This is a genomic window from Methylobacterium sp. J-092 (assembly GCF_022829325.1).
In the GTDB taxonomy this organism is placed as follows: domain Bacteria; phylum Pseudomonadota; class Alphaproteobacteria; order Rhizobiales; family Beijerinckiaceae; genus Methylobacterium.
The window spans coordinates 1-12963 of the sequence record NZ_JAKSXU010000099.1; the positions used below are offsets into that span (position 1 = coordinate 1).

The window sequence follows — 12963 nt, forward strand, 5'->3', positions numbered from 1 at the left end:
CCCCTTCCACAGGCCAGCAGCCCACGGGACGGAACTGTCAAAGCCGGCCCAGCTGTCATTGTTCAGGAAGTGGAGGACGTTGCTGGGGGTGTTGCCAGCCCAGTTCGTGTAGGATGCTAAAACCGAAGGATCATCGCCGACATAAACACCGGTCTGAGTCACTGAAAAGCCCCGTATCCAAAGACCTGCTATTGATCGCTCGCGGTGATCATCATCGCTGCAGTGGGAAAGGATACGAGCGATTCGTCTAGTAAATATAAACAGGTTCCAGAAAACTCGTCTGAAATTAGAATAATAGTTAAGATACTTCTGCTAGTTTTACTAAGATATGAGGTCGTTTTCCGAGATGCTTCATGAAGTTTGTGCAGCTTGGACCACAATAATAAGTTGCTTGCTTCAAGCTCTAATTTTGGTCCATTCATCTGTCACTGATAAGCGCTTCGTCCTTCTGTGGATAAAACGACGGTTTTTCGTATAGAATTGTTGGCGAAGAACATAATTTAGGTTGGTAGCTTTTGCTCATTCACCACCGCTAGATGCTTGGTCCCTCTATGTGGCGTCAGATGTAACGCCATACGGCGGGACCAAACATCTAGGAGCCCGTCCGAGTAATGCTCTCGACGGCGAGGTCAGAGGGTGATTCACTCGGCTCACGGCCAAGGTGTTTCGCTCCTGCCCGGGATCCAGAGCCGCCGACGGCGCATGACGACCAACGCCCTGCGGTTCTGGATCCCGGGCTCTGCTGCGCAGCCCCGGGATGACGGGGTGGCGCGGATCCAAGCGCGATCGATACGGCTCCGATGCGAGGCATGAACACCGTGGCCCGCAAAGGGGGGAGGAAAGGGCGGGTCGCATGCGATGGACCGTCCTGTTCGCCGCCCTCCTCCTTGCCCAGCCCGCCCGCGCCGAGGTCGAGCCGGGCGACCTCACCCTCACGGTCACGCCCGAATTGAACGGCAACGCCGCGCCGTTCGTGCGCGAGATGGTGCTGCTGCGCATCCACGGGGTCTACAAGCAGCAGATCCTGCTCGAGGAGGTGATCCAGCCGACGCTGGCCAACTTCAGCTGGAGCCAGCTCGGCCGCGACCGCTGGAGCAGGACCAAGCTGAAGGACGGCCAGAGCGCCATCGCCTTCGACCGGGTGATCGCGGTGTTCCCGCACCATGCCGGCGACTTCACGATCGAGCCGTTCGACCACCGCCTGACGATCAACGACGACGGCCAGCGCCGGGTGATCGACGTGCGCTCCGGCCCGGTCGCGCTGCCGGTCGCGACCTGGACCAAGGAGGGCGGCGGCCCGGACGCCAAGGAGCCGTGGTGGCTGCCGGCCAAGGACGTGACGATCACCGATTCCTGGTCGCCCGACCCGGAGACGGTGAAGCTCGGCGACACCACCCGGCGCATCGTGACGGTGGAGGCGCAGGGCATGGTCGCCGAGGGGCTGCCGCCGCGCCCGGTGATGCGCACCCGCGGCATCCTCACCTTCGCCGGCCCGGTCACCCGCGAGACCCTGATCACCCCCGCCGGCCCGGTGGCGCGCGCCACCTACCAGTGGGACGTGAAGGCCGGCGTGCCCGAGATCATCCCCCTCGACGCGATCGTCATCCCGTGGTTCGACACGGTGTCGCGCACGATGCGCGAGGCCGAGATCCCCGCCCGCCAGATCGGCGGCGGCCTGCCCGACCGGGAAGGCGACCTCGCCCCCCCGCTCGCCACCGCGCCGTGGGTCGCGGCCGCCGCCGGGCTCGCCGCCTTCGGCCTCGGGCTGGCGCTGATCGGGTTCGGGACGGGCGCCGGGCGCCTGCGGCTGCCGCGCGGCGCCCGGGCGGCCCTGCGCCGCGCGGCGGCCGCGAACGACGCCGCCGCCTTCCGCGCCGCGACGCTCTCGGCCGAGCCCGACCTCGCCCGGGCCTGGCGCGCCGACCCCGATACCGCCGCAGGCCTCGCGGGCCTCGACCGCGCGCTCTACGCGCCGGGCGGTGCCGCGGCGCCGGACCTCCGGGCGCTCGCCCGCCGGCTGTCGCGCCCCGTCCGCCTGCGGGGCGCGGGCCCGGTCGCGGCCGACCGGCTCCATCCGCTCGACGGCCCCTTGAACGGCCCCTTGAACGGCCCCCTCGATCGCCCGCTCGGCCGCTGACGCCCGGCGCCGGGCCCTCCTCAGTCGACCGCGATGGCGACGAGGGAGAACAGCCCGGCGAGCAGCAGGTTGGCGACGAGCACGAGGGCGATGACGGTCATGGACATCTTGTCGGTTGGGGCGGCCGGTCCGGCGCGCCGCCGTCCATAGCCCGGGCGCCCGGGCGCTGTCCGCGGGGCCGCCGGCGAAGCGCGAAAAGTCCCGCCGGCGATGCAGGCCGGCCACGTCACCGCGGAGCCGCACGCAAGCGCCGACGGCGCGTTCGAACGTGCACGCCTTGCGTGTGCAACGCTTTCCCCACACCATCGTTAACGATCGGTTCGCGAACGGGGTGCGGCATGACGATGACAGCGATCGGCGGGGCCCTGACGGCGGCGTCCGGCTTCTTCGGCCTCGGCGGCCGCCTGCGCGCCGACGCGCCCGCGGCCCGCCCGGCGGCCGACGACGCCTTCGCCCCGCAGGCCGACGGCCCCGCCCCCGGCGATCCCTGGTTCGAGGCCGTGGCCGAAGCGCTGGCCGAGGCGGGATACCTCGACAGCTAGGGCGTCCGCGGCCCCGCGGTTCCTCCGCGTCCATGCATGCCTGGACGGGATCGCGGCTGCGCCGTCGCCTGTCCGTCATCGCCTCGCAGGCGCGGCACCGTTCGGCCCGAGACGCTAAAACGTTCGTTCTAAGAAACGGGCTGGTCACCGCAAATATCTTCTTCGGATGGGACGGTTCGGAGAAGATCCGGTTTTTCGCGTGTGAAATACCAGCGGGCTCGGCAAGCGATGGCGCATCGAAGCGCCGTGTTCCGGTCGTGCAACGCCGCTCGACCAGTTGACAACGTTCTGTAAAAAGAACGAAAACCCGGTCTCTTCGTAAGGGATACGGGCCGAGGCCGGCGCGCATCCCGCGGTGATGACCGGAGGATCGGCGTGAGCGAGCGGCACGGAACACGGCGGACGGGGCGGATCGGGCGGCGGGCGGCCTTGGCGGGGCTGTGCCTGGCCGGCGGCCTGCTCACGGTGGTCGGCGCGCACGCCGAGACGGCCCTGCTCAACGTCTCGTACGATCCGACGCGCGAGCTCTACCGCGACATCAACGCGGCCTTCGCCGAGGACTGGAAGGCCAGGACCGGCGAGACCGTGACGGTGCGCGCCTCGCATGGCGGCTCGGGCTCGCAGGCCCGCACGGTGATCGACGGGGTCGACGCCGACGTGGTGACGCTCGGCATCCCCTCCGACATCGACGCGATCGCCAAGCTCACCAAGCGCATCCCCGAGGATTGGCGCGGCAAGCAGCCGAATGCCGGCCTGCCCTACACCTCGACGGTGGTGTTCCTCGTGCGCAAGGGCAACCCGAAGGGCGTCAAGGACTGGGGCGACCTCGCCAAGCCCGACATCAAGGTCATCACCCCGAACCCCAAGACCTCGGCCGGCGGGCGCTGGAACTTCCTCGCCGCCTGGGGCTACGCCTACAACCAGGACAAGGACGCGGCCAAGGCCGACGCCTTCGTCGGCACCGTCTACAAGAACGTGCCGGTGCTCGACACCGGCGCCCGCGGCTCCACCGTCACCTTCGCCCAGCGGGGCCTGGGCGACGTGCTGCCGACCTGGGAGAACGAGGCCTACCTCGTGCTCCAGGAGTTCGGCGCCGACAAGTTCGACATCGTCGTGCCGCCGACCTCGATCTACGCCGAGCCGCCGGTGGCGCTGGTCGACGCCAACGTCGACCGCAAGGGCACCCGCAAGCAGGCCGAGGCCTACCTGGCCTTCCTCTACACCGACAAGGCGCAGGCGATCTTCGCCAAGCACCATTACCGCCCCTTCAAGCCCGCCGCGGCGGCCGAGGCCGACCTCAAGCAGCTGCCGGACATCAAGCTGTTCAAGATCGAGGATCTCCAGGGCAACTGGGACGAGATCCAGAAGCGGAACTTCGACACCGGCGGCCTGTTCGACCAGCTGAGCCGCCAGGGGCGGTAGCGCCGACCGACCCCCTCTCCCCATCCGCGCAGCCGATCCCGGGCAGGCCCGAGGTCGCCGGGAGAAGGGACCCGCGATCGGGCCGGCCGCGTCGACCGATCCGAACGTTTCTCGAGAGACTTCCCATGGTCGCCCCACCCCGCCCGAAGCGGCGCTTCCGACAAGCCAGCGTGATCCCCGGCTTCGGGCTCACCTTCGGCTACACGCTGACCTGCCTCGGGCTGGTGGTGCTGCTGCCGCTGGCCGCCCTCGTCGCCAAGGCCTCGGGCCTCGGCCTCTCGGGAATCTGGTACGTCGCCACCGACCCGCGCGTGGCCAGCGCCCTTAGGATCAGCTTCGGCGTGTCGCTGCTCGCCGCGCTCACCGCCTCGGTGTTCGGCTTCCTCGTCGCCTGGGTGCTGACCCGCTACCGCTTCCCGGGCCGCAAGCTCGTCGACGCCGTGGTCGACCTGCCCTTCGCCCTGCCGACCGCGGTGGCGGGCATCGCGCTGGCCTCGCTCTATGCCCCGAACGGCCTCGTCGGCGCGCAGCTGGCGCGGCTCGGCATCCAGGCGGCCTACACGCCGGTCGGCATCTTCATCGCCATGGTGTTCATCGGCCTGCCGTTCGCCGTGCGCACCGTGCAGCCGCTGATCGCCGAGATCGACAAGGAGGTCGAGGAGGCCTCCGCGACGCTGGGCGCCACCCGGTGGACGACGCTGATCAAGGTGGTGCTGCCGCCGCTGATCCCGGCGGTGCTCACCGGCTTCGCGCTGGCCTTCGCCCGCGGCGTCGGCGAGTACGGCTCGATCATCTTCATCGCCGGCAACCTGCCCTACGTCTCCGAGATCGCGCCGCTGCTGATCGTCATCAAGCTCTCGGAGTTCGATTACGGGGGCGCGGCCGCCATCGCCACAATCATGCTCGGGATCTCGTTCCTGACCCTGCTGGCGATCAACCTGATCCAGGCCTGGAGCCGCCGGAGGTTCGGTTATGTCTGATCTGAGCCTGACGGCCGCGCCGGCGCAGGAGGAGGCCGCCAGCGAGGGCCGCCTCCTGCGCGGGCTGCTGATCGGCACCGCGGTGGTGTTCCTGGCGCTGTTCCTGGTGCTGCCGCTGTTCACGGTGTTCGCCCAGGCGCTCTCCCGCGGCGTGGGCGCCTATCTCGAGGCCTTCTCCGAGCCCGACGCCTGGACCGCGATCCGCCTGACGCTGACGGTGGCGGCGATCGCCGTGCCGTTCAACCTCGTCTTCGGGGTCGCGGCCGCCTGGGCCATCGCCAAGTTCGAGTTTCCCGGCAAGAGCCTGCTGATCACGCTGATCGACCTGCCGTTCTCGGTCTCGCCGGTGGTCTCGGGGCTGATCTACGTGCTGCTGTTCGGGAGCCGCGGCCTGTTCGGCGGCTGGCTGCAGGACCACGGCATCCAGATCCTGTTCGCGCTGCCCGGCATCGTGCTGGCGACGGTGTTCGTCACCTTCCCGTTCGTCGCCCGCGAGCTGATCCCGCTGATGCAGGAGCAGGGCAACGCCGAGGAGGAGGCGGCGCTGACGCTCGGCGCCACCGGCCTCCACACCTTCCGCACGGTGACGCTCCCCAACATCCGCTGGGGCCTGCTCTACAGCGTGCTTCTCTGCAACGCCCGCGCCATGGGCGAGTTCGGCGCGGTCTCGGTGGTGTCCGGGCATATCCGCGGCCTGACCAACACCATCCCGCTCCACGTGGAGATCCTCTACAATGAGTACAATTTCGTCGCCGCCTTCGCCGTCGCTTCGCTCCTTGCCGGACTCGCCCTTGTCACCCTCGCCCTCAAATCCCTCCTCGAATGGCGCTACGGGGCGGAGCTCGGGTCGCGGGCACGGCATTAACGCGAACTCGACCGCGATCCGCGTCGAGGGCCTGTCGAAGACCTTCGACACGGCCGCCGTGCTGCACGACTTCAACCTCGACGTGCGCGCGGGCGAGCTGCTCGGCCTGCTCGGCCCCTCGGGCTCGGGCAAGACGACGCTGCTGCGCATCATCGCCGGGCTCGACACGCCGGACCGCGGCCGCATCCTGTTCGGCGGCGACGACGCCACCTTCCTGCCGGTGCAGCAGCGCGCGGTCGGGTTCGTGTTCCAGCACTACGCGCTGTTCAAGCACATGAGCGTGGCCGACAACATCGCCTACGGGCTGAACGCGCGAAAGCGCGCGGAGCGGCCGCCGGCGCCGGAGATCAAGCGCCGCGTCGGCGAGCTGCTCGACCTGATCCGGCTGTCGGGCTTCGCCGACCGCTATCCCTCGCAGCTCTCGGGCGGCCAGCGCCAGCGCATCGCGCTCGCTCGCGCGCTCGCCGTCGAGCCGCGCGTCCTGCTCCTCGACGAGCCGTTCGGGGCGCTCGACGCGCAGGTCCGCAAGGACTTGCGCCGCTGGCTGCGCGAGATCCACGACCGCACCGGCCAGACCACGATCTTCGTCACCCACGACCAGGACGAGGCGCTGGAGCTCTCCGACCGCGTCGCCGTGCTCGACAAGGGGCGGCTCGAGCAGGTCGGCACCCCGGACGAGGTCCAGGAGAACCCGGCCTCGGCCACCGTGCTGCGCTTCCTCGGCGACGCCATCGAGGTCGAGGCGATCGCCGAGGGCGGCCGGGTCCGCGTCGACGGCAAGCCGACCCCGGTCGCCGCGCCCGCCGGCCTCATCGGCCCGGTGAAGCTGTTCGTGCGGCCCTGGCAGCTCCAGCTGGTGGAGCCCGCCACCGCCCACCTCACCGGCACCGTCCGCTCGTCCTACCGCAGCCAGGGCCGCCAGCGCATCGAGGTCGGCCGCCCCGACGGCGGCCTGCTGATCGTCGAGGATTCCGACGGCGAGCGCTACGCCGCCGGCCGCGAGGTCGGCCTGCGGATCAACGGGGGGTACGTGTTCGGGTAAGCTTCCTCCACGAGGGCGTCGGGCTCACGCATCTCTGCCTGACGGTACCGGATGGCTCGTCGGAAGCGGCGCCTGGCCCCTGTCGCGAACAAGCGATCGAATTCGCGCCTCGTTGCCCGCGCTTGCGCCTCCGATCATCCGTGCACGGCGGCGATCGGTCGGCAGATCGATGCGATTTCAGCGAACCGCTTGCCCCGAGGCGTCCGACATCGCGCGATCGGAGCGGCACGGCCACCCCTCACGCCGTGGTCCCGTCCCGGCGGCGGAGCACCGAGTGCTTGCGGCTGTAGAAGAAGTAGATCGCGAAGCCGATCGCCATCCACACGACGAGCCGCAGCCAGGTGTCGAGGGGCAGGCCCGCCATCAGGAACAGGCAGGACAGGATGCCGAGGATCGGCACCGTCGGCACGCCCGGCACGCGGAACGGCCGGTACATCTCCTTGTCCGAGCGGCGCAGGTAGATCACCGAGCCGCAGACCAGGATGAAGGCGGCGAGCGTGCCGATGCTGACCATCTCGCCGAGGATCCCGATCGGCACCAGCGCCGCCACGATCGCCACCGCCGCGCCGATCAGGATCTGGCTGCGATAGGGCGTCTGGTAGGTCGGGTGCACGTGGGCGAACAGGCGCGGCAGAAGCCCGTCGTTGGCCATGGTGTAGAAGATCCGGCTCTGGCCGTAGAGCAGCACCAGGATCACGGTGGTGAGCCCGGTGAGCGCCCCGAGCTTGATCAGCGCCGAGAACCAGGCGATGCCGATCACGTCGACGCCCTTGGCGATCGGGTCGGGGACGTTGAGGTCCTTGTAGGGCACCACGCCGGTGAGCACCGCGGCGACCAGCACGTAGAGCACCGTGCAGATCGCGAGCGAGCCGAGGATGCCGATCGGCATGTCGCGCTGGGGCGATTTCGCCTCCTGCGCGGCGGTGGAGACCGCGTCGAAGCCGATGAAGGCGAAGAACACCACGCCCGCGCCGCGCAGCACGCCGCTCCACCCGAAATGGCCGAAGCTGCCGTCGTTGTCGGGAATGAACGGGGTCCAGTTGGCCTGCTTGATGTAGCCGTAGCCGAGCACGATGAAGGCCAGCACCACGGTGAGCTTCACCGCCACCATGACGTTGTTGAGCCGGGCCGATTCCTTGGTGCCGCGCACCAGCATCAGCGTGAGCAGCCCGACGATCAGCACCGCCGGCAGGTTCATCAGCGCGGTGGCGTCCGACCCGTCGGCGAGCTTCACCGCGGTGCCGGGCGCGGCGGTGAAGCGGGGCGGGATGACGAGCCCGACATCCTTGAGCAGGCTGACGACGTAGCCGGACCAGCCCACCGCCACGGTGGCCGCGCCCATGGCGTATTCGAGGATCAGGTCCCAGCCGATGATCCAGGCGAAGAACTCGCCCAGCGTCGCGTAGGTGTAGGTGTAGCTCGATCCCGCCACGGGGATGAGCGCGGCCATCTCGGCGTAGCACAGGCCGACGAAGGCGCAGGCGATGCCGCCGGCGACGAAGGACAGCATGATCCCCGGCCCGGCATATTGCGCGGCCGCCGTGCCGGTGAGCACGAAGATGCCCGCGCCGATCACCGCGCCGATGCCCATCGCGATGATCGAGAACAGGCCGAGCGATTTCGAGAGCTGATGCCCGTCGCTCTCGCCCCCGGCGAGGATGTCTTCGACGGTCTTGCGCCCCGTCAGGCCGGAGGGTTGATCCGTGTCAGCCATGGTCGCTCCGATCCGCGCGGCGGCATCCGGCACCATGTCGGGCGGCTCTCGGGGATGCCAGCCGGCGACGCGACTGATCCCCCGGTTTCGCTCGGCCCCCGGTGACGTTCGGCCCGCCCCCGCACGGCAAGGAGCGTGCCGTCCCGGCGGCGCCTCGGCCGGGCTGTCGAGTTCGTGAGCCCGCCGGCCGGGTTTGACCGGTATCCGGGCCCCGCGCACGGCACGGCGATGCGTGCTAGACCGGTTTTCGGCGGGGGAACGCGGGTTTGTCGGTCGTACAACGGCACAACACGAAGATCGCCGGGGCCGGCGAGACCGCGATGGTCTTCGCCCACGGCTTCGGCTGCGATCAGAACATGTGGCGCTTCGTGGCGCCCGCCTTCGAGGATCGCTACCGGACGGTGCTGTTCGACCATGTCGGCGCCGGCGGCTCGGACCTGTCGGCCTACGACCCGGCGCGGTACGCCACGCTCGACGGCTACGCCGACGACGTGGTCGCGCTCGCCCGCGCCCTCGGCGTGCGGCGCGGCGTCTTCGTCGGCCACTCGGTCAGCGCCATGGTCGGCATCCTCGCCGCGAAGGCGGCGCCCGAGCTGTTCGACACCCTCGTCCTGGTCTGCCCCTCGCCGCGCTACGTCGACGACGCGGAGGACGGCTACGTCGGCGGCTTCACCGCGGCGCAGGTGGAGGAACTGCTCAACTTCCTCGACAGCAACCACATGGGCTGGTCCCAGGCGATGGCCCCGACGATCATGGGCAACGCCGACCACCCCGAGCTCGGCGCGGAATTGACCAACAGCTTCTGCCGCACCGATCCGGACATCGCCAAGCGCTTCGCCCGGACCACCTTCCTGTCCGACAACCGCGCCGACCTCGAGAACGTCGCCGCCCGCTGCCTGGTGATCCAGTGCGCGGAGGACGTGATCGCCCCCCGGGAGGTCGGCGAGTACGTCCACCGCAACCTGCCGGGCAGCGCGCTCGTCCTGCTCGACGCGACCGGGCATTGCCCGAACCTCAGCGCGCCCGAGGCGACGGTCGCGGCGATCGAGGCGTTTCTCCGAGGGTGATGACGTGGACGAGGCGACGCCCACCTCCGGGGTGCAGGAGGCCGACGACCTCGCCGACCTGTTCGAGAACGCGCCCTGCGGCTACGCCTCGGCCCTGCCGAGCGGGCGCCTGTCGAAGGTCAACCGGACGCTGGCGACCTGGACCGGATACCCGGCCGGCCACCTCGTCGGGCGCCGCTTCCTCGACCTGCTGACCATCGCCGGCAAGATCTACTACGAGACCCATTTCGCGCCGCTGCTGCGGATGCAGGGCTTCTTCAACGAGGTCGCCCTCGACCTCGTGCGCGCGGACGGCCGGACGCTGCCGGTGCTGGTCAACGCGGTGGTCCGCCGGGACGAGGCGGGCGAGACCCGCTTCATCCGGATCACCGTGTTCAACGCCTCCGACCGCCGGCGCTACGAGCGCGACCTGCTCGCGGCGCGGCGCGCCGCCGACGAGGCCACCGCCGCGCTGCGGGAGCTCAACCTCACCCTGGAGACGCGGGTCGCCGAGCGGACGGCCCAGCGCGACCGGGCCTGGCGGCTGTCGCAGGAATTGCTGATCGTGGCGCTGCCGGACGGCACCCTGGAGAGCGTCAACCCGACCTGGGCCGAGCTGCTGGGCTGGCGCGACGACGAGCTGATCGGCCGGTCGTTTGCCGCCTACACCCACCCGGACGACCTCGCCGCGACCCTGGCGGCCTTCGCCGCCATCCTGGAGCGGCCGCTCACGGTTCCGTACGAGTACCGCTTCCGCCACAAGGACGGCTCGTACCGGTCGTTCGCCTGGACCGCCGCGTTCGAGGACGGCCGCGTCTACGCCTCGGGGCGCGACACCACGCTCGAGCGGGAGCAGGCCGACGCCCTGCGCCAGTCGCAGAAGATGGAGGCGGTGGGCCAGCTCACCGGCGGCCTCGCGCACGACTTCAACAACCTGCTCGCGGGCATCGCCGGCTCGCTGGAGATGATGCAGACCCGGATGCGGCAGGGCCGGGTCGAGGACGTCGCGCGCTACATGGCCGCCGCCCAGGGCGCCGCGCGCCGCGCCGCGGCCCTGACGCACCGACTGCTGGCCTTCTCGCGCCGGCAGACCCTCGATCCCCGGCCCACCGACGTGAACCGCCTCGTGGCGGGGATGCACGAGCTGATCCAGCGCACCGTCGGCCCGGGCATCCCGGTCGAGGTCGTCGCCGGCGCGCGGCTGTGGACCGCCCTGGTGGACGCGTCCCAGCTCGAGAACGCGCTGCTGAACCTGTGCATCAACGCCCGCGACGCGATGCCGGACGGCGGCCGCATCACGGTCGAGACCACCAACGCGCGGTTCGACGCGCGCGCCGCCCGCCAGCACGACATGCCGGAGGGGCAATACCTCGCGCTGTGCGTGGCCGACACCGGCACCGGCATGCCGCCGGAGGTGGTCGCCCGGGTGTTCGAGCCGTTCTTCACGACGAAGCCGATGGGGGCGGGCACCGGCCTCGGGCTCTCGATGATCTACGGCTTCGCCAAGCAGTCGGGCGGGGAGGTGCGGGTCCGCTCGGAGGTCGGGGCCGGCACCCGCGTGAGCCTCTTCCTGCCCCGCCACCACGGCGACGCCGAGGCCGAGGGCAAGGTGGCGGCCGGCCCGGCGCGGCCGCGCTCCGGGCAGGGCGAGACGGTGCTGGTGGTCGACGACGAGCCGACGGTGCGGATGCTGCTCGCCGACATCCTGGAGGACCTCGGCTACACCGCGATCGAGGCGAGCGACAGCGCCGCCGGCCTCAAGCTGCTGCAATCGGACGTGCGCATCGACCTGCTGGTGACCGATGTCGGCCTGCCGGGCGGGATGAACGGGCGCCAGATGGCCGATGCCGGCCGCGCCCGCCGGCCCGACTTGAAGGTGCTGTTCATCACCGGCTACGCCGAGAACGCCGCGCTCGGCGAAGGCCACATGGCCCCCGGCATGGCGGTGGTGACCAAGCCGTTCTCCGTCGACGCCATGGCCGAGCGCGTCCGCGCGATGATCGAGGCGCCGCGCCCGGCCTGATCGCCGGGGCGCCGCCCCCCGGCTTCCGATGGGCCGCCTTCTGATCTATCGCGGAGGGCGGCGCCCCGGGAGGCGCGCGATGCGGAGGCACCGGCATGGGCGTGGCGACGGATCCGGAGCGGGGCACCCGCCCCGACGTGCTGGCGGCGATCGGCGGCACGCCGCTGATCCGGCTGCGCCGGGCGTCGGAGGAGACCGGCTGCACCATCCTCGGCAAGGCCGAGTTCCTCAATCCCGGCCTCTCGGTGAAGGACCGGGCGGCGCGCGCGATCGTCGAGGACGCCGAGGCGCGCGGGCTGATCCGGCCGGGCGGCACCATCGTCGAGGGCACGGCGGGCAACACCGGGATCGGGCTGGCGCTGGTGGCCTCCGTGCGCGGCTACCGCACGGTGATCGTCATCCCGGTCACCCAGTCGGAGGAGAAGAAGCAGACCCTGCGGCTCGCCGGCGCCCGCCTCGTCGAGGTGCCGGCGGTGCCGTACGCCAACCCGAACAACTACGTCCACGTGGCGCGCCGCCTCGCCGAGCGGCTCGCGGCCACCGAGCCCGCCGGCGCGTTCTTCGCCGACCAGTTCGACAACGTCGCCAACCGCGGCGCGCACGAGCGGCACACCGGCCCCGAGATCTGGGACCAGACCGGCGGCACCCTCGACGGCTTCGTCTGCGCCGCCGGCACCGGGGGCACGCTCGCCGGGACGGCGCTCGCCTTGCGGGCGCGCAACCCCGAGGTCGCGATCGCGCTCGCCGACCCCGAGGGCTCGGCGCTCCACGCGCACTACACCGCCGGGACGCTCAAGGCCGAGGGCTCGTCGATCACCGAGGGCATCGGCCAGGGGCGGATCACCCGGAACCTCGAGGGGTTCGCGCCCGACCACGCCTTCCGCATCCCCGACGCGGAGGCGCTCGACATCGTGTTCGGGCTGATGCGGGAGGAGGGGCTGTCGCTCGGCGGCTCGTCCGGCATCAACGTCGCCGGCGCGATCCGGCTGGCGCGGGTGCTCGGCCCCGGCCACACCATCGCGACGATCCTCTGCGACGGGGCGGCGCGCTACGCCTCGAAACTGTTCAACCCCGCCTTCCTGCGCGAGCGCGGCCTGCCGACGCCGGACTGGCTGGACGAAGCCGGCGCGCCGCTGCCGGACTGGCACGCTTGAGCCGGCAAAACCGTCCGTCACGTTTGCGTGCGAATTAT

General features: G+C 70.6%; 11 protein-coding genes. 9 read left to right on the forward strand and 2 right to left on the reverse strand.

Features of this window, described 5'->3' with window-relative positions; genetic code table 11:
- Positions 1-853: 853 nt before the first annotated feature.
- The gene (locus MKK60_RS11175; protein ID WP_243985731.1) at positions 854-2137 is read left to right on the forward strand and encodes a hypothetical protein; all 1284 of its coding nucleotides are present in this window, start codon (positions 854-856) and stop codon (positions 2135-2137) included.
- A gap of 20 nt (positions 2138-2157) precedes the next feature.
- Here the strand turns inward: MKK60_RS11175 and MKK60_RS11180 are convergent, their stop codons facing one another.
- Positions 2158-2367, reverse strand: coding sequence for a hypothetical protein (locus tag MKK60_RS11180; protein ID WP_147844814.1), 210 nt, complete (start codon positions 2365-2367; stop codon positions 2158-2160).
- Positions 2368-2475: 108 nt separating this feature from the next.
- Here MKK60_RS11180 and MKK60_RS11185 point away from each other — a divergent pair, with 108 nt between their 5' ends.
- The 5 genes from MKK60_RS11185 (at position 2476) to MKK60_RS11205 (ending at position 6988) form a co-directional block, all read left to right on the forward strand.
- Positions 2476-2679, forward strand: coding sequence for a hypothetical protein (locus MKK60_RS11185; RefSeq protein ID WP_243985733.1), 204 nt, complete (start codon positions 2476-2478; stop codon positions 2677-2679).
- Positions 2680-3090: 411 nt separating this feature from the next.
- Positions 3091-4101: a sulfate ABC transporter substrate-binding protein gene (locus tag MKK60_RS11190; RefSeq protein WP_147727632.1), complete on the forward strand. Its 1011-nt coding sequence runs from the start codon at positions 3091-3093 to the stop codon at positions 4099-4101.
- Positions 4102-4226: 125 nt separating this feature from the next.
- Entirely contained in the window at positions 4227-5081 is an 855-nt protein-coding gene (cysT, locus tag MKK60_RS11195) for a sulfate ABC transporter permease subunit CysT (protein ID WP_147727628.1), read from the forward strand.
- Complete coding sequence (cysW, locus tag MKK60_RS11200) at positions 5074-5946, forward strand: sulfate ABC transporter permease subunit CysW (RefSeq protein ID WP_243985735.1); 873 nt, start codon at positions 5074-5076, stop codon at positions 5944-5946. The genes cysT and cysW overlap by 8 nt, the downstream gene beginning before the upstream one ends.
- 58 nt (positions 5947-6004) lie before the next feature.
- The gene (locus MKK60_RS11205; protein WP_243938825.1) at positions 6005-6988 is read left to right on the forward strand and encodes a sulfate/molybdate ABC transporter ATP-binding protein; all 984 of its coding nucleotides are present in this window, start codon (positions 6005-6007) and stop codon (positions 6986-6988) included.
- Between the two features lie 238 nt (positions 6989-7226).
- Here the strand turns inward: MKK60_RS11205 and MKK60_RS11210 are convergent, their stop codons facing one another.
- Positions 7227-8702: an amino acid permease gene (locus tag MKK60_RS11210; protein ID WP_147727626.1), complete on the reverse strand. Its 1476-nt coding sequence runs from the start codon at positions 8700-8702 to the stop codon at positions 7227-7229.
- Between the two features lie 266 nt (positions 8703-8968).
- Here MKK60_RS11210 and MKK60_RS11215 point away from each other — a divergent pair, with 266 nt between their 5' ends.
- The 3 genes from MKK60_RS11215 (at position 8969) to MKK60_RS11225 (ending at position 12925) form a co-directional block, all read left to right on the forward strand.
- Entirely contained in the window at positions 8969-9769 is an 801-nt protein-coding gene (locus tag MKK60_RS11215) for an alpha/beta fold hydrolase (RefSeq protein WP_243985737.1), read from the forward strand.
- Positions 9770-9773: 4 nt separating this feature from the next.
- Complete coding sequence (locus MKK60_RS11220) at positions 9774-11771, forward strand: PAS domain-containing sensor histidine kinase (protein ID WP_243985739.1); 1998 nt, start codon at positions 9774-9776, stop codon at positions 11769-11771.
- 95 nt (positions 11772-11866) lie between these two features.
- Complete coding sequence (locus MKK60_RS11225; protein ID WP_147844572.1) at positions 11867-12925, forward strand: cysteine synthase A; 1059 nt, start codon at positions 11867-11869, stop codon at positions 12923-12925.
- The last annotated feature ends 38 nt before the right edge of the window (positions 12926-12963 follow it).